Raw genomic sequence first — 18,130 nt, 5'->3', positions numbered from 1 at the left:
TATTAGATAAATTCCGAATTTCTAATGGGATACTGTAGAGCGGTGAAATAACCGGAGAAAGCGGCAAAACGCGAACCGTCGAGGGCGCTCGGAAACGCCTCTGCCGGGCGACAGAGGCTTGCAGGGAGATTGCGATCAGGCGTTCAAACCGCCGTCCACGTCCAGGCCGGTACCGGAGATCTGCCCGGCCGCCGGGCTGGCAAGAAACGTGACCGCCGCCGCGACGTCTTCCGGCTGACCGTAATGACCCAAAGCAATAAGCTGACGCTGAGAGTCAGCCTGTTCCCCGTCTTCCGGGTTCATATCGCTGTTGGTGGGGCCGGGGTGCACCAGGTTAACGGTAATACCGCGCGGCCCTAAATCACGGGCCAGCCCGCGGGTGAGGGAATTCAGCGCCGATTTGGTCATCGAGTAAACGGCAATGCCCGGCTGCGCCACGCGGTTTGCCAGACAGCTTCCGATGTTGATAATGCGCCCGCCGTCGGACATGTGCACCAGTGCTTCCTGAATGGCGATAACCACGCCGCGAATATTGACGTTGATAAGGGCGTCAATGTCCGCCAGCGTCATGGACTCCAGCGGGCCGCCGCGCGCGATCCCGGCGTTGTTGACCAGAATGTCCAGCCCGCCAAGGGAACGCGCCGCATGGGTGACGGCATCCTGAATCGCCTGCGCGCTGGCGCTGTCGGCCTGCACGGCTTCGCTGTGTCGTCCCAGCGCCTTAATCTCATCGGCGACCGCCTGGGCTTTATCGGCAGATTTTTCATACGTAATAATCACATCCGCACCGGCGCGCGCCAGCGACAGGGCAATCGCACGACCCAACCCGCGGCTGGCGCCGGTAACCAGCGCCTTTTTACCTGTTAAATCGATCTGCATGATGACCTCGTTACGAGAGTGGTAAGAATCATCATTAGGTATAGCCTGTCGGGGCGATTAACGGCTGAAGGATTCCACTTTCTCAAACGCGGCGCGCAGAACGTCAGGCGTTAATGCAACCGGTAAATAGTGAATCGACTCCACCGGGCGCAGGGTGTGGGCGATGACCCGATCCAGCTCGTCGCGGTTATTGATGTCGACGTCCAGCTCGCGAAGCGTGGTCGGCAGGTTAAAACGCTGGTACGCCGCGACCAGCTGCGCCAGCACGTCGTCCTGGCCGAGCAGGGCGCTCTGCACCAGAATGCCGTAGGCCACCTTGGTGCCGTGAAGGTATTTTTCCGTCTGCGGCAGCACGGTTAAGCCGTTGTGTACCGCATGCGCCGCCGCCACGCGGGTGTAGCGCTCGCCCAGGCCGCCAACCATTCCGCCACCGGCGATAATCGCATCTACCACGTCCCGAAACGCCTGCGTCTGTTCGCCGCGCTGCTGGTCGGCCAGCGCCTCTTCGCTGCGCGTCAGCAGCACGTCGCGGATCGCCAGCGCGCCGTTGATGCCCAGCCGCACGGTCAGCGGCAGGTTCTCCGGCTCAGGTGCCAATACCACCGCTTCGTACCACTTCGCCAGCGTATCGCCGATGCCCGCCAGCAGGTACTCCGCCGGAGCGTTAAGGACGATCTGCGGCTCCACCAGCACCAGGAAGTTGGCGTCGTCGAAGATCTCAAAATGCAGCGCCTGACCGGCATCGTTATACCAGACGGAGAGCGGGGTCCACGCCGCGCAGGTGGCGGCAATGGTGGGGATGCCCACGAACGGCACCCCTAAGCGGCGCGCCACGGCCTTGACGGTATCCATCACCGCGCCGCCGCCGACGCCAATCACCACGCTGGCGTCGCTGCCGGATTCATTCACCAGATGGGTGACGTCGCGCTCGCTGCAGTGGCCTTTAAACAGCAGGCGTTTCGCCCCCGGCGCGTTAAAGCTCTCGGGCAGGAAAGGGCGCGCGCCTTCGATAGCGCGCTCGCCGTAAATCCACACCGCGCGGGAGAGCTGTTCCGGGGTAAAGAAGTTATCCAGCCTCGCAAGGCTTCCGGGATGAGAGAAGTAGTTCGCCGGGCCAGGCACGACGCGGATATCGGTGTTGCTCATGATGGTGTCCTTTTTGCGGAAGCGCTAACCCGATGTTATGTCTGGACATCCGGATGGCTAATAATATTTCGCTTTAACTTATGCCTTTTCCGTCGTTGTCAGTCAACCGGAGCTGTGAAAAATTCGATAAATCAGAAGAGTAATGAAGGATTTACGCGGATGGTTTCCAGTCGCCTTGAAATGCGCGGTATCAGCCTGGCCTTTTCCGGCTTTCAGGCGCTGTCGCGCGTGGACTTTACCTTAACCGGCGGATCCGTACACGCGCTGACCGGCGCCAACGGCGCGGGGAAATCGACGCTGATGGCGGTGCTGTGCGGCACGCACGACCACTATGAGGGCGAGATCAGCATTAACAACCAGCCGGTGAGCATCCGTGAACCGCTTGACGCCAAACGGCTGGGGATCCACCTCGTTCAGCAGGAGGTGGACGTGGCGCTGATCCCAGGGTTAAGCATCGCCGAAAACATCATGCTCGACCAGCTGGCGCTGCCGGGGCATCGCTTCAGCTGGCGCGCGATCCGCCAGCAGGCGAGACAGGCGCTGGCGCAGCTCGAGGTGACGCTGAACGTTCGCCGTTCCATTGACGGCTGTTCGCTGGCCGAAAAGCAGCAGATTTTGCTGGCACGCGCCTTGTCCCACCACTGCCGTTTTTTGATTCTTGATGAACCCACCGCGCCGCTGGACGCGCATGAGAGCGAGCGCCTGTTTGCGGTAGTGAGACGCTTAAAGCAGCAGGGCATCGGCGTGGTGTTTATCTCTCACCGCATTCACGAGCTGAAGGCCATCTGCGACACCCTGACGGTGCTTCGCGACGGCAAGCTGATCGAGTCCGGTCCGATGGCCGATCTTAGCGGCGAAGCGATCGTCGAGAAGATGCTCGGCCACGTGCTGAGCGATATCTATCCGCCCGCGAGGCCGCCGCACGGCGAAGAGACGCTGCTGCGGGTGGAAGGTCTGCATGACGACGCGCTGCTGAAAGATATCTCCCTGCACCTGCGCAAAGGCGAAATTCTCGGGATTGCCGGGCTGGCGGGCGCGGGAAAAACCGAACTCTGCAAGGCGCTGTTTGGCGCCACCAAAAGCCGTGTGGCGCGCGGTGAGCTGAATCATCAATCCTGGCAGCCGCGCGACCCGGCCGACTCCGTGCTGCGAGGTCTGGCGCTGGTGCCGGAGGAGCGGCGGAAAGAGGGCATTTTTATCGACGAGCCGGTGAGCATGAACCTTGCCGTATGCGCCGATAACAGCTTTTCGCGCTGGAGCCTGTTTGGCCATCGTCAGGCGTGGCGCTGGGCGGAAGAGGTGATAGCCCGCGTCGGCGTGCGCGCGCGTGGGCCGGGGCAGGTGCTGCGCCGTCTCTCCGGCGGCAACCAGCAGAAGGTCGCCATCGGTAAATGGCTGCGCAATGACGCCAGCGTGCTGATATTCGACGAGCCGACCAAAGGCGTGGACGTGAAGGCCAAAACCGATCTGTTCCAGCTGATTGACGGCCTGGCGCGCGAGGGCAAAGGGGTGATTTACGCCTCGGGCGAATTTGCCGAACTGGTCGGGCTGTGCGATCGCATCTGCGTCCTGTGGGACGGGCGCATCGTGGCGGAAATCGCCGGTGCCGAGGCCCGCGAAGAAACACTACTTTATTATTCAACCGGAGGAACGGCGTCGTGAGCAAGGCCCTTTCAGTGAACGCGGCGGCGTCTGGCCGCCAGCAGATTTTCGATTTTCTCTACAGGTGGGGCATGCTGTTAACCGTCGTCGCGCTGGTGGCCGTCTTTGGCCTGGCGTCGGACAGCTTCCTCGATCCAAACAACATCATCAATATTCTGCGTTCGATTGCCATCGTGACGGTGATTGCTATCGGCGTGTCTATCTCGCTGACCATTGGCGGGTTCGATCTCTCCGTAGGATCGACCGCGTCGCTGGCGAACGCGCTGGTGATTTCCCTTTTCGTCTGGCACGGCTTTGGCACAACCGAGTCGATTCTGATTACCCTCGCGCTCTGCTCACTGGTGGGGCTGTTTAACGCCTTCCTCATCGTCATCCTGCGTATTCCTGACATGCTCGCGACGCTTGCCAGCCTGTTCGTCATTCAGGGCGTGGCGATGACCTACAGCTACGGCGGGTCGATTACCGAGAACATGGTGCTGCCGAGCGGCGACATGGCGGAAGGCACTATTCCGGTGGCGTTCAGCCTGCTGGGGCAGGTGCCGACCATCGTGATCGTCATGCTGGTGGTGACCGTGCTGGCGCAGCTGGGCCTCTCGTTGACCACTCACGGGCGCCGGATGTACGCCATCGGCGGCAACCCTGAAGCCGCGCGTCTCTCCGGCATTCGCACCACGCGCTACAAGGTGGCGGCCTACGTGATTGCCTCGCTGCTGGCGGGCCTGGGCGGGATTTTGCTGGCTTCGCGCATCGGTTCATCGCAGGTGAATGCGGGCGGCGGATACCTGATGGATGCGGTGGCGGCGGCGTGGATTGGCTTCTCTCTGGCAGGCTCCGGCAAGCCGAACGCGCTGGGAACCCTGGTCGGGGCGGTCATTCTCGGCGTGCTGTCGAACGGGCTGGTGATGCTCTCCGTGCCGTATTACGCCATGGACATTATAAAAGGGCTGGTGCTCGCGGTAGCGCTGGCGATTACCTACATACAAAAACGCTGACAACACAACGGGATAAAAAATGAAAAAGATTGCACTATCTTTGGTGGCACTTGGGTTGCTCACTGCTCTGCCAGGCTTCGCGGCTACGCCCGCGCCGCTTCCGGCTGCCATTGCGAACCATGACGGCCCCATCCGCATCGCGGTGATCCGTAACCTCGGCTCAGACGACAACACCACGCAGTTTATTGCCGGGGCAATTCAGGAAGGGAAAAAGCTCGGCTTTAAGGTCAGCACCTTTTTAAGCAACGGGGACGACGCCAAATTCCAGGACTTCGTGAACCAGGCGATCAGCCAGAAATATGACGGGATTATTCTCTCTCAGGGGCGCGATCCGTACTCCACCGCGCTGGTGAAGAAAGCGGTGGATGCCGGGATCAAAGTTTCAGTCTTTGATACGGCGGTTAACGGCGAGATCCCGGGCGTAACCGTCACCCAGCAGGACGATGCCTCCCTGACGAACCTCTCCTTCGGCCAGCTGGCGAAAGATTTCAACGGCAAGGCGAATATCGTCAAGCTGTGGGTGGCGGGCTTCCCGCCGATGGAGCGTCGTCAGGCGGCCTATAAAGAGCTGCAAAAGCAGTATCCGGACATCAAAGAGCTGGAGTCTATTGGCGCCGTCTCCTCTGACGTGCAGGGCGATACCGCCAACAAGGTGGGTGCGATCCTGGCGAAATACCCGAAAGGCAAAATCGACGCCATCTGGGGAACCTGGGACGCCTTCAGCCAGGGCGCGTACAAAGCGCTGAAAGAGAACGGGCGTACCGAGATCAAGCTCTACAGCATCGACATCTCCAACCAGGATCTGCAGCTGATGCGCGAGCCGGGCAGCGCGTGGAAGGTGAGCGTGGCGGTGGATCCGAAGCTGATTGGCGCGACTAACGTGCGTCTGGTGGCGAACAAGATTGCCGGGGAAGCCACGCCTGCGACCTACGATTTCAAAGCGGCGGCCATTCCTCAGGCGCTGCTGACCGCCCAGCCGGGCCCGGTGAACGTGGCGTCTCTGGGGAAAATCATTCCGGGCTGGGGCCAGACGGAAGATTTTATCGCGCCATGGTTTGCGACGCTGGAAGCGAAGAATAAATAAAACCAGGCCGGGTGGCGTCAGGTGCAGCCTGACGCCCTCACCCCGGCCCTCTCCCGCAGGGAGAGGGGGAAAACCAACAGTACCCGTAGGCCCGGTAAGCGTAGCGCCAACGGGCGAAAGGAGTTCAAGGTGTCTCAACTACCCCCACCCGAATACAGCTGCAATATGCGGCTGATTGGCCATAGCGATCAGGGCGGTCGTCCGGACGGCGTACAGCTGATGGTGCATCGCGGTTTCGCCTATATCGGCCATATGGTGTCGCAGGGCTTTTCGATTGTCGACGTGCGCGACCCGAAGAACCCGAAAGCGGCGGGCTACGTGCCCGCGCCGCCCGGCACCTGGAACGTGCACCTGCAGGCGCATGACGACCTGCTGCTGGTCATCAACGCGCGGGATCTTTTTGCCGATGCGCGTTTTGCCGATGAGAAGGTCTACTACACCCGGCAGGTGGGCGAGACCGTCAGCGACGTGCAGGACAAAGGCTGGAGCGCCGGGCTGCGCGTATTTGATATCTCCACGCCCGACAGGCCGCGCGAAATCGGCTTTCTGTCGCTGAGCGGCATCGGCATTCACCGCATCTGGTACGTCGGCGGACGCTGGGCCTACGTTTCAGCACTCATTGACGGCTTTACCGACTACATCTTTCTGACCATCGACCTGGCGGACCCGCGCAAGCCTGAAGTGGCGGGGCGCTGGTGGCTGCCGGGGATGAACCAGGCGGAAGGGGAGAAGCCGAACTGGCCGGAAGGGAAACGCTACGCGCTGCACCACGCGATTATCGCGGGCGATACCGCCTACGGCAGCTGGCGCGACGGCGGCCTGACGCTGCTGGACGTGAAGGACCGCACCCGGCCGAAGCTAATTAGCCACCGCAACTGGAGCCCGCCGTTTGGCGGCGGAACGCACACCGCGCTGCCGCTGCCGGACCGCGATTTGCTGGTGGTGCTGGACGAAGCGGTGCTGGATAACCAGGAGGACGGCGAAAAGCTGATCTGGCTGTTTGATATCCGCGAGCCGTCGAACCCGGTCAGCATCTCGACCTTCCCGCAGCCGGATGAAACCGACTACGTGGCGAAAGGGGCGCATTTCGGCCCGCACAACCTGCACGAGAACCGGCCGGGAAGCTTCGTCAGCTCGACGCTGATTTTTGCCACCTGGCAGAACGCGGGCGTGCGGGCGTATGACATTTCCAATCCGTATCGACCAGTGGAAACCGGTGCGCTGGTGCCCGCCGCGCCGGAGAGAATGATGGACACGCGGCCGAATCGCCCTCAGGTGATCCAGTCGTGCGACGTGTTTGTGGATGTGCAGGGGATAATTTACAGCACGGATTATAACGGCGGGCTGTCGGTGATTGAGTATTTGGGGTAAGTGCGGTTTGATGCCCTCACCCCGGCCCTCTCCCACAGGGAGAGGGAGAAAACCAAATGTAATCAGCTGTACTGCCGCACTCGTGCCACCAGATCTTCGGCGCTGTCGATGCGGTCGGCAATGACAATCAGCGCTTTACCGAGCGTTATGGCGTGGCGCAGGCACTCGTGGCGCATCGCCTCGTCCTGGATGGTGTCGATATCCGCGACGTGGGAAAGCCCGACGCTGCGGCGAATGAGCTCGGTTCCGCAGAAGCCGATGGCGTCATGCCAGACCTTTTTCAGGAACGCGGAGGCATAGCCCGGCGCGCCGAGCGCGGCGTCGCGGGATTTCTCGTTTGCCAGCGCCTGGAAGCGTTCCGCGAAGGTGTTCCACAGCTCCTGGATATCTGTCAGGCGCTGCTCGCGCGCGGCGGCGGCATCGCGAATGCCCAGATGCCCCGGCAGCCCGCAGAAGTTCAGCAGCAGGTTGCCGATGGCGGTGCCGACGTCAAAGCCAATCGGGCCAAAGTAGCCGAACTCGGCGTCGATGGCCTTCAGGCTGCCGTCGGCCACAAAAATCGAGCCGCTGTGAATATCGCCGTGCAGGAGCGCTTCGGCGTGCGAGAAGAAGCGGTGCTTCAGGGAGGCCACGGCAATTTTAAGCTGAGCGTCGTCGCGCAGGGCCGCGACGTCATTTTCCAGCTCGGCCGGATAGCTGTTGCGCTCTTGGATCTGGTACGGATCGTTGAAGAACAGATCTTCGGTGATCTCGCACATCTCCGGGTTGATGAATTTCGCCACCTGCGCTTTTTTCGCGTGCGGGTGCAGGTAGAAATCGCTGGTGTGGAACAGCGCGTGCGCGAGGTATTCGCCCAGCTGACGGGCCGCCTGTGGGTAGAAATTATTTTTAATCAGCTCGCCGCGCCAGATGCGATGGCTGGAGAGATCTTCCATCACCATCACCGCCAGCTCCGGGTCAAAGTGGTGGATTTTCACGGTGTGCTGCGGGCTGTGCTGGTAGTGCTCGACCAGGGTCTGTGCTTCAAGACGGGCGCGGTCCAGCGTCAGCGGCCAGGACTCGCCGACGCAGCGCACATAGGGCAGCGCCTGCTTAACGACGATGCGGCTCACGCCCGCGCCGTCGAAAATTTTGAATACCAGATTGAGGTTGCCGTCGCCTACTTCCTGCGCCTCTACCAGCGATGAAGGATCGTCAAGTCCGCCAAACTGCCTGGCATACTCCACGGCGTCCTGAGCGGTAAAGGTACGGTATTGCGACATGGCCTGCTCCTCACGAGTTTTCTAATTAAGACATGTAGACGTCTATACATCTGGATTTCATCCTGACACAATGTGCTACAACAACGCAACAGGGAATTAACGACATGCAGACATTACAGACGACCAGCCTGCGGGTGGCGGATAATCAGCTCTTTATTCTCGATCAGCAGGCGCTTCCGCAGGAGAAATGCTGGCTGGATGCCTCGACGGTAGAGGCGCTGGTCGGGCATATTCACGCCCTGCGCGTGCGCGGTGCGCCGCTGATTGGTCTCTCTGCAAGCCTGCTGCTGGCGCTGCTGGCGGAAAACGGCAAAAGCCGCGACGAGCTGGCGGCGGCGCTGGAAACCCTGCGCGCCTCCCGCCCGACGGCGGTGAACCTGATGAACAATCTCGACCGCATGAAGATTGCGCTGTGGCAGGAAGATTATGTTCCGGCGCTGGTGGCCGAAGCGCTGCGCCTGATTGACGAAGACAAACGGCTTTGCGACGCGATTGCGAAAGCCGGTAGCGCGCTGGTGAAGCCCGGCAGCCGCCTACTGACCCACTGCAACACCGGCGGGCTGGCAACGGCGGGCGTCGGTACCGCGCTGGGCGTGATTGCCCGCGCGCATCAGGAAGGCAACGTCAGCAGCGTCTGGGTGGATGAAACCCGTCCGCTGCTGCAGGGCGGTAGACTGACCGCGTGGGAGCTTGGCGAGCTGGGCGTACCGTACCAGCTGATTACCGATTCCATGGCCGCCAGCCTGATGGCAAAAGGGGAAGTTGACGCCGTGTGGGTGGGCGCAGATCGTATTGCCGCCAACGGCGACGTGGCGAACAAGATCGGCACCTATTCTCTGGCGGTGCTGGCGAAATTCCACGGCATTCCGTTTTATGTGGCTGCCCCGCAAACGACCCTCGATCCGGACTGCCCGAACGGGGACGCGATCCCCATTGAGCAGCGCGCCGCCAGCGAGGTGACGGGCGTGGCCGGAAGCTTTGGCGCGGTGCAGTGGGCGCCGGAAAACGCGCAGGTCTATAACCCGGCGTTTGACGTTACGCCTGCCTCGCTGGTTAGCGGCTGGGTGCTGGATACGGGCGTGGTCACGCCGGAAGCGGTGGCAAACGGGAAATTCGCCTGAGTCCGGCTATCCTTTAAGGGGTTCCCTTAAGAGGACAATATCGTGACGCTCGATCCTGAAACTGACTTAAAACTGGAGCGCGTGGTGGATGCACCGCGCGACCTGCTGTGGCTCTGCTGGACCACGCCGGAACACATCAAAAACTTCTTCATTCCTGCTCCCCATAAGGTGACCGAATGCGATCTCGATCTCCGCGTGGGCGGGCGGTTCAACACCGTGTTTGATGTGGACGGTCAGCGGATGGATAACCGGGGCGTCTTTCTGGAAATCGATCCCGGTCAAAAGCTGGTCTTTACCGACGGTTACGGGGAGGACTGGAAGCCTGCGGAGAAACCGTTTATGACGGCGATCCTGCTGCTGGAAGACGTAGGCGAGGGCAAAACCCGCTACACGGCGATTGCGCGTCATCCGACGAAGGAAATCCGCGAACAGCACGAGCAGATGGGCTTCCACGAAGGGTGGGGGATTGTGCTGGATCAGCTGGTGGGGTATGTGAAGTCTCTTCGACCCCCTCTCCCTTGAGGGAGAGGGTTGGGGTGAGGGGGAGAATTCATTGATCAAGTCGAAGATAGGTTTCTCTTTTTGGTATTCCTCATCTGACGAAATATTGGCTCTCCCTTTTCATCAAAGTATCTTTCCGGCCATATCACATCGGGCGGAATGTTTAGCGCCTGAGCGATAAGCAATTCACCTTTGGGCCATGGTCGGGTAAGCGCGTTTGCCAGTGTGGATGAGGAAAGGCCAGCCTTTCGGGACAACGCAGCAAGGCTTGTTCCGTGTTTCTTTAGTGCGGCGATGATATCGGCAGGATGCCAGTTCTGATGACGCATTGTGTCCTCCTTACATGTATTTGTTACGCACTTAATTATCCTGTTTTGGGATAAAAACACAATGGGAGGATATTCGATTTCAGGATATTTGTATGGAATCGGAACAATGGCCTCAGTTTACTCGGACGAATACCAGCGTGTTATCAGTGCGTTGAAGAAAGCTCGTAAGGAGAAGGGGATTACTCAGGCGCAGCTTGCTGAGGCTTTGGGGAAACCCCAATCGTTTATCGCTAAAGTGGAAAGTGGTGAACGCAGGTTAGATGTGGTGGAGTTTGTGCATCTGGCGAGGCTGGTTGACGCAGATGTACAGAGGATTATCGCCAGTATTTAATTAATGCCTGAAATAGGAATGACCACCTCAGCCGTATGTTCCCCTCACCCTAACCCTCTCCCCAGAGGGGCGAGGGGATAGCTCAGTGCTCGCATTAATTTGTGGGGATCACTCATCCCACGGGGAGAGGGAGAAAAGATTATGCCATTCGCGGATACGCATCCGCGATGGCATCGCCCGTAAACTGCGCCACCCAGCCTTCCGGATTGTCGAAAATACGAATCGCCGTAAAGTTCGGCTCTGAGCCCATATCAAACCAGTGCGGCGTGCCGGCGGGAACGGAAATCAGATCGTTTTTCTCGCACAGCACCTGATACACCTCATCGCCAATGTGCAGGCAGAACAGCCCCGCGCCTTCCACGAAGAAGCGCACTTCGTCTTCGCCGTGGGTATGTTCGTTCAGGAACTTCGCGCGCAGCGCCTCTTTCTGCGGGTTGTCGGCGCGCAGGCTGATCACGTCCCAGCTCTGATAGCCTTTCTCTGCCACCAGTTTGTCGATCGCATGCTGATACGCCGCGATCACGGCTTCGGGCGCGGGATCGTGTCCTAAATCGCGATCCGCAGCCCAGCGTTCAAACCGCACGCCTTTGGCGTTGAGCTGTTGGGCGATCTCGGCGGCGTCGGTGCTGTACCACTGATGTTGACTGGCGTCTTTATCGGAATAAATGGTCAATGCGCTCATGAAGGGATCTGCTCCGGATTAATCTCGTCAAACTGGTGGACCTGATGGTGATGGCTTGCGCCGTCTTCATCACCGCGAATCAGCTGCAGGGTGCGAAAGCCTGCCTGTTCAGCCGCGTCCAGCTCCTGATGAATATCGGACAGGAACAGGATCTGCGACGGGGCGATGCCCGTTTGTGCCGCAATGTTCTGATAGGACTGCACCTCGCGCTTGGCGCCGATGTGGGTATCAAAATAGCCGCTGAACAGATGAGTAATATCACCTTCGTCGCTGTAGCCAAATAACAGTTTCTGCGCGGCAACGGAGCCAGAGGAATAAACATAGAGATCAATCCCTTGCGCCTTCCATTTTTCCAGCGCGGGCAGTACGTCCGGATAGAGGTGGCCGGTAAAGTCGCCGTTCACGTAGCCGTCATGCCAGATGATCCCCTGCAGGGCTTTGAGCGCCGTGGATTTGCGGTCCTCATCCATAAAGGCAAAAAGGGCCTCGATAAGCTCGCTGACGCTAGCGTGCGGGTTATCGATTTCATCACGCAGGTTGTCCAGAATGGATTTGACCGGCTCGGCGTACTGCTGCGCGGTCACGAAGGCCGCCAGCCGCTCACGCGCATAGGGGAACAAAACGTCATGGACAAAACGGATATCGCTGGTGGTCCCTTCAATATCCGTCACAATCGCGCGAATCATATTCTCTCCAGTTGTCGTAAACGCATTTCGCATTCAAATAAGAATTCTAGTCCTTCCAGATGACGGCGGGCCTCGGCCACGTCGCGTCCCCAGCAGGTTAAGCCATGACCGCGCAGAAGAAAACCATAATTAAGCGGGCGTTCCTGTGCGTAATGGGCGATTCGGGAGGCGAGGGCGTCAATATCCTGGTCGTTATCAAAGACCGGGATAGCCACCGTATCCAGATGCGTGGTCTGCCCTGTGAGGGACTTTTGCATCTCAAAGCCGCTGATGTTGAGCTCGGCTTCTTTGACCAGACGCGACAGCACCGTGGCGTTGACGGTATGAACGTGCAGGACGGCGTTGGCTTCCGGGAACAGGCGATAAATAAGGGTGTGAAGACCGGTTTCCGCCGACGGTCTACGGCCAGATGGCGCGCGGTTGGTGGCAATCTCCACCTGCAAAAAATCCTCCGTCGTCAGGCTGCCTTTGTCTTTGCCGGATTCGCTGAGCCAGCACAGGCGTTCGTCCTGACGCACCGACATGTTGCCGCCGGTGGCGGGTGCCCAGCCTTTAGCGCCAATCCAGCGGCAGGCGTCGACAAGATGTGTGAGTTGCAGGTTGTCTGTCATTTCCTTTTACCCTCGCGGCCAGGAATATTCATATGGTTTAGACGTCTAAGCGTCTTGATTGCCAAAGACTAACATCGTGTTATAGTGGCAGCAACATAAGTATTACAAGCAGGCACGATACAATGAGCAATAATGCATTGATTCCTAATAGTAAACTTCCCAATCTCGGTACTACCATCTTTACGCAGATGAGCGCTCTGGCGCAGCAGCACAGCGCCATTAACCTTTCTCAGGGCTTCCCGGATTTCGATGGCCCGACGTATCTGCAGGAGCGTCTGGCGTACCACGTGGCGCAGGGGGCGAATCAGTATGCGCCGATGACGGGCGTGCAGGCGCTGCGGGAAGCCATTGCGGATAAAACGGCGGAGCTATACGGCCATAAGCCCGATGCGAACAGCGACATTACGGTGACGGCAGGGGCGACCGAAGCGCTGTATGCGGCGATTACCGCGCTGGTGCGTAAGGGCGATGAAGTTATCTGCTTTGATCCGAGCTACGACAGCTATGCACCTGCGGTTGAACTCTCCGGCGGCGTGGTGAAGCGCGTGGCGCTTCAGCCGCCGCATTTTCGCCCTGACTGGCAGGCGTTTGCTGCGCTGCTGAGCGACAAAACCCGCCTGGTGATCCTGAACACCCCGCACAACCCGTCGGCGACGGTGTGGCAAAAGGCCGATTTCGCCGCACTCTGGCAGGCGATTGCGGAACGTGAAATTTACGTGCTGAGCGATGAGGTCTACGAGCACATCTGCTTTGCAGAAGAAGGACATGCCAGCGTGCTGGCCCATCCGCAGCTTCGCGAGCGCGCTATCGCCGTCTCGTCATTCGGTAAGACTTACCATATGACCGGCTGGAAAGTGGGCTACTGCGTTGCACCGGCGGCTATCAGCGCCGAGCTGCGCAAGGTGCACCAGTATCTGACCTTTGCCGTGAACACGCCGGCTCAGCTGGCGCTGGCGGATATGCTGCGCACCGAGCCGGAGCACTATCGCGAGCTGCCGCACTTCTATCGTGAACGTCGGGATCTGTTTGTGGCGGCGCTAAGCAAAAGCCGTCTGGAGATTTTGCCCTCAGAAGGGACCTATTTCCTGCTCGCCGACTACAGCGCGATTTCGGATCTGGACGACGTGAGCTTCTGCCAGTGGCTGACGAAAGAGGTGGGCGTGGCCGCCATTCCGCTGTCGGTGTTCTGCGCCGATCCTTTCCCGCATAAGCTTATTCGTCTTTGCTTTGCGAAGCAGGAATCGACGCTGCTGGCGGCGGCAGAGCGTCTGAACACGCTCTGATTATTTCACCGTCCAGGCTTCTGAGTAACGGCGGTCTGCGGTCTGCAAACAGCTCCAGCAGACCGTTTATTTGTCTGAGGCGCAAGACTTCATCGCCGTCCATTCCCAGCGCCTTGCTTATTCTCATCCTGCGCAATAAATACCAGACTGTAGCGCCAATACAAAAGAGAGGATGATATCAGTCAATAATCAACTGGATATATGCCGCTTAATTCTATGACGTGATGCTTTTTTAAAATCGTAGTTCTCATTTTGTGTGAGAACCACAGCAATATCTTACGGTAAGGATAATTCTTCAATAAAACTCGCGAATGCTGAGCTATTGAGCGCGGAACGGTTGTACATCATGTAAATATCAATGCTGGGGAATCGAATGTCAGTTTCCACTTTTCGCAGGTTGAGGGCTGGCCCATATTGTTCGAAGGCCGGCGCGGGTACTAATCCTATGAGATCGGACGAACCGATCACCGACAGAAGGGAGATAAAAGAGTCGCTACGATAGACGATATTTCTTTTGGTTAACAGGCTTTCGGCCTTTTCCTGATAGTCTTTGAAGCTGTTCTCATCGTTCAGGTAGGCGGTGAAGTTTTCATTCAGGATCTCTTCACGCGTGGGATTTTCACTGAGACGGGGATGGCCCTCACGACAAACGAGGACGAAAGGAAGTTTATGGTAGAGGCTACAGGCGACAGAATGATTGTTAGAAGAAGAAAATGAAAATATCAGGTCGGCTCTTCTGTAGGCTAAAAGATCTTCTGCTGAATCAGACGAAAGAAAAACATCATGCAATTCAATTGAATAGTTATGGTTATCCATGAGCAGTTTTATAGGGTCAAGCGTTGCTTTCGTACTCATAAAATGCGGGCAATAAATGACAAAGTTCTTCTTCAACCCGCTGCTGTGCATGATATTGATAGTCTGCTCCAGCTGGTTCAGGTTCTGTTCCAGATGATGATGCAGATTGACGCCGACGGTCGTGGGCGTGATCCCTTTACCGGAACGGATAAACAGAGGATCGTTGAGTTGCCCTCTCAGACGCTGCAGTGACTGGCTCACGGCAGAGGGTGTGATATACAGCGTTTCGGCGGCTTTACTGATACTAAGGTGCTGGTAAATGCACTCGAAAATGACTAACAGATTAAGATCGAATTTTTTAAGGTCATAGAGGTTTGCCATGTTTCGTCCTGAGGGTGCTGCGTTTGCTGTGGTTATCATATAACTGATAACAATAGTTTGAGGCTAACCATTTATAATTCTTTCGGTTAATTCTCTTAGTTTTAAATTAAAAACATCTTAATATATCACGGTGGCAGATTATTGAAATAGCGCTTCGAAAGCGATTGAGATAATTTTATTGTAGAAAAGTGAGTGATCATTTTAAATGACAATTGCCATTTATATATCGCGATAGTTTTATAATAAAAATACATCTATAACGCTCCGGAATGATGTTCGACGCAACCTATCACAGCCATAGGCAGGAATGCCTCTCTTATGGATTGCTCAATCCCTGCGCGGGTGGTGTAATCAAAAGGCTGTTACCGCCTTGATATAAAGGGTTGTAGAGCGCAACGCAACGCCAGTTTCGGCTGGCACTGAATGTACCTGCGGGGAATTCAGGTATCAGGGCCGCCCGTTGAGGCGGCCTTTTTACTTTTAGGCTTTCCTGTAAAAGGTTCACCTTGTTGTCTTGTCGACGTTGTAAGGTTTGGCTGATTGATTTGATAAAGCATACGCATTAGCCCCGATGAATAAAGTTGGTTACCTTACATCTCAACGAAAACACGGAGGAAGTACAGATGTCTTTGATTAACACCAAAATTAAACCTTTCAAAAACCAGGCGTTCAAAAACGGTGAGTTTATCGAAGTTACCGAGAAAGATACCGAAGGCCGCTGGAGCGTCTTCTTCTTCTATCCGGCTGACTTTACCTTCGTTTGCCCGACTGAACTGGGTGACGTGGCAGACCATTACGACGAACTGCAGAAGCTGGGCGTAGACGTTTACTCTGTCTCTACCGATACCCACTTCACCCACAAAGCATGGCACAGCAGCTCTGAAACCATCGCGAAAATCAAATACGCGATGATCGGTGACCCGACTGGCGCCCTGACCCGTAACTTCGACAACATGCGTGAAGATGAAGGCCTGGCTGACCGTGCCACCTTCGTTGTTGACCCGCAGGGCATTATCCAGGCTATCGAAGTTACCGCTGAAGGTATCGGCCGTGATGCGTCTGACCTGCTGCGTAAAGTGAAAGCAGCGCAGTATGTCGCTTCTCACCCAGGCGAAGTGTGCCCGGCTAAATGGAAAGAAGGCGAAGCAACGCTGGCACCATCCCTGGACCTGGTCGGCAAGATCTAAATTTCCGTCGTCTTTCACGCCATAGCTGCGTTGGCGTCGCCTGCTCACCCCGGTCACTTACTTCAGTAAGCTCCCGGGGATTCACAGGCTAGCCGCCTTGCTCTGACGCGAAATACTTTGGAAATTGTTTCTATTATGGGCGCACCCGCGCCCATGTTATTCCAGCACCATGATGCAAGTTGCATTCAGGCCGCCCACATAAGGCAGCTTGCATGATGACGTCTTAAGAGAGGGAAGAACAATGCTCGACACCAATATGAAAACCCAGCTCAAGGCCTACCTTGAGAAACTGACTAAACCCGTTGAGCTGATTGCCACGCTGGACGACAGCGCGAAATCGGCAGAGATCAAAGAACTGCTGGCTGAGATCGCCGAGCTGTCGCCAAAAGTGACCTTCAAAGAAGATAACTCGCTTAACGTCCGTAAGCCTTCTTTCCTGATTACTAACCCAGGCTCTGAGCTGGGGCCGCGTTTTGCCGGCTCGCCGCTGGGGCACGAATTTACCTCGCTGGTGCTGGCGCTGCTGTGGACCGGCGGTCATCCGTCGAAAGAGGCGCAGGCGCTGCTGGAGCAGATCCGCGATATCGACGGCGATTTCGAGTTTGAAACCTATTACTCGCTCTCCTGCCACAACTGTCCGGACGTGGTGCAGGCGCTGAACCTGATGTCGGTCCTCAACCCGCGCATCAAGCACACGGCAATTGACGGCGGTACCTTCCAGAATGAAATCACCGATCGCAACGTGATGGGCGTTCCAGCGGTCTACATGAACGGCAAAGAGTTCGGCCAGGGCCGTATGACGCTGACCGAAATCGTAGCCAAAGTGGATACCGGTGCTGAAAAACGTGCGGCGGAAGAGCTGAACAAACGTGATGCCTATGACGTGCTGATTGTCGGTTCCGGTCCGGCGGGCGCGGCGGCGGCAGTGTACTCCGCGCGTAAAGGGATCCGCACGGGCCTGATGGGTGAACGCTTTGGCGGTCAGGTGCTCGATACCGTGGACATCGAAAACTACATTTCCGTGCCGAAGACCGAAGGCCAGAAGCTGGCAGGGGCGCTGAAGGCGCACGTCAGCGACTATGACGTAGACGTGATCGACAGCCAGAGCGCCAGCAAGCTGGTTCCGGCAGCGGTCGAGGGTGGTTTACACCAGATTGAAACCGCGTCCGGCGCGGTGCTGAAAGCGCGCAGCATCATCATTGCCACCGGCGCGAAATGGCGCAACATGAACGTTCCGGGCGAAGATCAGTACCGTACCAAAGGCGTGACCTACTGTCCGCACTGCGACGGCCCGCTGTTTAAAGGTAAACGCGTGGCGGTGATCGGCGGCGGTAACTCGGGCGTGGAAGCGGCTATCGACCTTGCGGGGATTGTTGAGCACGTTACCCTTCTGGAGTTCGCTCCAGAGATGAAGGCCGACCAGGTTCTGCAGGATAAAGTTCGCAGCCTGAAAAACGTCGACATCATACTGAACGCGCAGACCACGGAAGTGAAGGGTGACGGCAGCAAGGTGACCGGTCTGGAATACCGCGACCGCGTGAGTGGCGACGTGCACAGCGTGCAGCTTTCAGGGATCTTCGTGCAGATTGGTCTGCTGCCAAACACCACCTGGCTGGAAGGCGCGATTGAGCGCAACCGCATGGGCGAAATCATCATCGATGCGAAGTGTGAAACCAGCGTGAAGGGCGTGTTTGCGGCGGGCGACTGCACCACCGTGCCGTACAAACAGATCATTATCGCCACGGGTGAAGGGGCGAAAGCGTCTCTCAGCTCGTTTGACTACCTGATCCGCACCAAAACCGCATAAGAAAAGAAAGTAAGGCTACA

The 18,130-nt window shown here is 57.6% G+C and carries 18 protein-coding genes; 10 read left to right on the top strand and 8 right to left on the bottom strand.

Features of this window, described 5'->3' with window-relative positions; translation table 11 throughout:
- Positions 1-135: 135 nt before the first annotated feature.
- Positions 136-879: an SDR family NAD(P)-dependent oxidoreductase gene (locus INF68_RS08655; RefSeq protein WP_032661029.1), complete on the bottom strand. Its 744-nt coding sequence runs from the start codon at positions 877-879 to the stop codon at positions 136-138.
- 57 nt (positions 880-936) lie between these two features.
- Entirely contained in the window at positions 937-2,025 is a 1,089-nt protein-coding gene (locus INF68_RS08650; RefSeq protein ID WP_126785968.1) for an oxidoreductase, read from the bottom strand.
- A gap of 159 nt (positions 2,026-2,184) precedes the next feature.
- On the opposite strand from INF68_RS08650, the gene INF68_RS08645 reads away from it, so the two are divergent.
- The 4 genes from INF68_RS08645 (at position 2,185) to INF68_RS08630 (ending at position 7,134) form a co-directional block, all read left to right on the top strand.
- Positions 2,185-3,687 carry a sugar ABC transporter ATP-binding protein gene (locus INF68_RS08645; protein ID WP_126785967.1) on the top strand — a complete coding sequence of 501 codons (1,503 nt, stop codon included), beginning with the start codon at positions 2,185-2,187 and terminating at the stop codon, positions 3,685-3,687.
- Positions 3,684-4,679, top strand: coding sequence for an ABC transporter permease (locus tag INF68_RS08640; RefSeq protein ID WP_126785966.1), 996 nt, complete (start codon positions 3,684-3,686; stop codon positions 4,677-4,679). The genes INF68_RS08645 and INF68_RS08640 overlap by 4 nt, the downstream gene beginning before the upstream one ends.
- A gap of 19 nt (positions 4,680-4,698) precedes the next feature.
- Positions 4,699-5,763 carry a sugar ABC transporter substrate-binding protein gene (locus INF68_RS08635; RefSeq protein ID WP_023310718.1) on the top strand — a complete coding sequence of 355 codons (1,065 nt, stop codon included), beginning with the start codon at positions 4,699-4,701 and terminating at the stop codon, positions 5,761-5,763.
- Between the two features lie 129 nt (positions 5,764-5,892).
- The gene (locus tag INF68_RS08630) at positions 5,893-7,134 is read left to right on the top strand and encodes an LVIVD repeat-containing protein (protein WP_181366984.1); all 1,242 of its coding nucleotides are present in this window, start codon (positions 5,893-5,895) and stop codon (positions 7,132-7,134) included.
- Between the two features lie 62 nt (positions 7,135-7,196).
- Here INF68_RS08630 and mtnK read toward each other — a convergent pair whose 3' ends face one another.
- Positions 7,197-8,396 carry an S-methyl-5-thioribose kinase gene (mtnK, locus tag INF68_RS08625; RefSeq protein ID WP_126785965.1) on the bottom strand — a complete coding sequence of 400 codons (1,200 nt, stop codon included), beginning with the start codon at positions 8,394-8,396 and terminating at the stop codon, positions 7,197-7,199.
- Positions 8,397-8,500: 104 nt separating this feature from the next.
- Here mtnK and mtnA point away from each other — a divergent pair, with 104 nt between their 5' ends.
- Both mtnA and INF68_RS08615 read left to right on the top strand, forming a co-directional pair.
- Positions 8,501-9,517 (top strand): S-methyl-5-thioribose-1-phosphate isomerase, encoded by a 1,017-nt coding sequence (mtnA, locus tag INF68_RS08620; RefSeq protein ID WP_109844972.1) that lies wholly within the window; start codon positions 8,501-8,503, stop codon positions 9,515-9,517.
- A 42-nt stretch (positions 9,518-9,559) separates the two neighbouring features.
- Complete coding sequence (locus INF68_RS08615) at positions 9,560-10,039, top strand: SRPBCC family protein (protein WP_109844973.1); 480 nt, start codon at positions 9,560-9,562, stop codon at positions 10,037-10,039.
- Between the two features lie 35 nt (positions 10,040-10,074).
- Here the strand turns inward: INF68_RS08615 and INF68_RS08610 are convergent, their stop codons facing one another.
- On the bottom strand, positions 10,075-10,347 hold the full coding sequence (locus tag INF68_RS08610) for a helix-turn-helix transcriptional regulator (RefSeq protein ID WP_109844974.1): 273 nt from the start codon (positions 10,345-10,347) through the stop codon (positions 10,075-10,077).
- A gap of 106 nt (positions 10,348-10,453) precedes the next feature.
- Here INF68_RS08610 and INF68_RS08605 point away from each other — a divergent pair, with 106 nt between their 5' ends.
- Positions 10,454-10,678, top strand: coding sequence for a helix-turn-helix domain-containing protein (locus INF68_RS08605; RefSeq protein WP_023334870.1), 225 nt, complete (start codon positions 10,454-10,456; stop codon positions 10,676-10,678).
- 139 nt (positions 10,679-10,817) lie between these two features.
- On the opposite strand, the gene INF68_RS08600 is transcribed toward INF68_RS08605, so the two are convergent.
- Genes INF68_RS08600 through INF68_RS08590 form a run of 3 tightly spaced genes read right to left on the bottom strand, consistent with a single transcriptional unit; the run spans position 10,818 to position 12,657 of the window.
- Positions 10,818-11,360: an acireductone dioxygenase gene (locus INF68_RS08600; RefSeq protein ID WP_109844975.1), complete on the bottom strand. Its 543-nt coding sequence runs from the start codon at positions 11,358-11,360 to the stop codon at positions 10,818-10,820.
- Positions 11,357-12,046, bottom strand: a complete 690-nt coding sequence (mtnC, locus tag INF68_RS08595; protein WP_109844976.1) for an acireductone synthase — start codon at positions 12,044-12,046, stop codon at positions 11,357-11,359. The genes INF68_RS08600 and mtnC overlap by 4 nt, the downstream gene beginning before the upstream one ends.
- Positions 12,043-12,657: a methylthioribulose 1-phosphate dehydratase gene (locus INF68_RS08590; protein WP_109844977.1), complete on the bottom strand. Its 615-nt coding sequence runs from the start codon at positions 12,655-12,657 to the stop codon at positions 12,043-12,045. The genes mtnC and INF68_RS08590 overlap by 4 nt, the downstream gene beginning before the upstream one ends.
- Positions 12,658-12,779: 122 nt before the next feature.
- Between INF68_RS08590 and INF68_RS08585 the strand changes: the two genes are divergently transcribed.
- Positions 12,780-13,940: a pyridoxal phosphate-dependent aminotransferase gene (locus INF68_RS08585; RefSeq protein ID WP_126785964.1), complete on the top strand. Its 1,161-nt coding sequence runs from the start codon at positions 12,780-12,782 to the stop codon at positions 13,938-13,940.
- Between the two features lie 276 nt (positions 13,941-14,216).
- Here the strand turns inward: INF68_RS08585 and INF68_RS08580 are convergent, their stop codons facing one another.
- Positions 14,217-15,116: a LysR family transcriptional regulator gene (locus INF68_RS08580; RefSeq protein ID WP_109844979.1), complete on the bottom strand. Its 900-nt coding sequence runs from the start codon at positions 15,114-15,116 to the stop codon at positions 14,217-14,219.
- Positions 15,117-15,739: 623 nt separating this feature from the next.
- Here INF68_RS08580 and ahpC point away from each other — a divergent pair.
- Both ahpC and ahpF read left to right on the top strand, forming a co-directional pair.
- Entirely contained in the window at positions 15,740-16,303 is a 564-nt protein-coding gene (gene ahpC, locus INF68_RS08575; RefSeq protein ID WP_008501015.1) for an alkyl hydroperoxide reductase subunit C, read from the top strand.
- A gap of 241 nt (positions 16,304-16,544) precedes the next feature.
- On the top strand, positions 16,545-18,110 hold the full coding sequence (ahpF, locus tag INF68_RS08570) for an alkyl hydroperoxide reductase subunit F (protein WP_126785963.1): 1,566 nt from the start codon (positions 16,545-16,547) through the stop codon (positions 18,108-18,110).
- Positions 18,111-18,130 lie beyond the last annotated feature (20 nt).

Source organism: Enterobacter cloacae complex sp. P16RS2 (genome assembly GCF_014982155.1).
Taxonomy (GTDB): Bacteria; Pseudomonadota; Gammaproteobacteria; order Enterobacterales; family Enterobacteriaceae; genus Enterobacter; species Enterobacter cloacae_M.
Note: the sequence above shows the minus strand (reverse complement) of the source record. Positions and strands in the feature narration are given on the sequence as shown.

What these genes read in the sequence shown, in the direction of transcription:
- INF68_RS08600 (WP_109844975.1), bottom strand. Translation starts at nt 11,360, where the DNA reads ATGAGCGCATTGACCATTTATTCCGATAAAGACGCCAGTCAACATCAG.
- INF68_RS08580 (WP_109844979.1), bottom strand. Translation starts at nt 15,116, where the DNA reads ATGGCAAACCTCTATGACCTTAAAAAATTCGATCTTAATCTGTTAGTC.
- INF68_RS08650 (WP_126785968.1), bottom strand. Translation starts at nt 2,025, where the DNA reads ATGAGCAACACCGATATCCGCGTCGTGCCTGGCCCGGCGAACTACTTC.
- mtnK (WP_126785965.1), bottom strand. Translation starts at nt 8,396, where the DNA reads ATGTCGCAATACCGTACCTTTACCGCTCAGGACGCCGTGGAGTATGCC.
- INF68_RS08590 (WP_109844977.1), bottom strand. Translation starts at nt 12,657, where the DNA reads ATGACAGACAACCTGCAACTCACACATCTTGTCGACGCCTGCCGCTGG.
- mtnC (WP_109844976.1), bottom strand. Translation starts at nt 12,046, where the DNA reads ATGATTCGCGCGATTGTGACGGATATTGAAGGGACCACCAGCGATATC.
- ahpC (WP_008501015.1), top strand. Translation starts at nt 15,740, where the DNA reads ATGTCTTTGATTAACACCAAAATTAAACCTTTCAAAAACCAGGCGTTC.
- INF68_RS08645 (WP_126785967.1), top strand. Translation starts at nt 2,185, where the DNA reads ATGGTTTCCAGTCGCCTTGAAATGCGCGGTATCAGCCTGGCCTTTTCC.
- mtnA (WP_109844972.1), top strand. Translation starts at nt 8,501, where the DNA reads ATGCAGACATTACAGACGACCAGCCTGCGGGTGGCGGATAATCAGCTC.
- INF68_RS08605 (WP_023334870.1), top strand. Translation starts at nt 10,454, where the DNA reads ATGGCCTCAGTTTACTCGGACGAATACCAGCGTGTTATCAGTGCGTTG.
- INF68_RS08655 (WP_032661029.1), bottom strand. Translation starts at nt 879, where the DNA reads ATGCAGATCGATTTAACAGGTAAAAAGGCGCTGGTTACCGGCGCCAGC.
- ahpF (WP_126785963.1), top strand. Translation starts at nt 16,545, where the DNA reads ATGCTCGACACCAATATGAAAACCCAGCTCAAGGCCTACCTTGAGAAA.
- INF68_RS08610 (WP_109844974.1), bottom strand. Translation starts at nt 10,347, where the DNA reads ATGCGTCATCAGAACTGGCATCCTGCCGATATCATCGCCGCACTAAAG.
- INF68_RS08585 (WP_126785964.1), top strand. Translation starts at nt 12,780, where the DNA reads ATGAGCAATAATGCATTGATTCCTAATAGTAAACTTCCCAATCTCGGT.
- INF68_RS08635 (WP_023310718.1), top strand. Translation starts at nt 4,699, where the DNA reads ATGAAAAAGATTGCACTATCTTTGGTGGCACTTGGGTTGCTCACTGCT.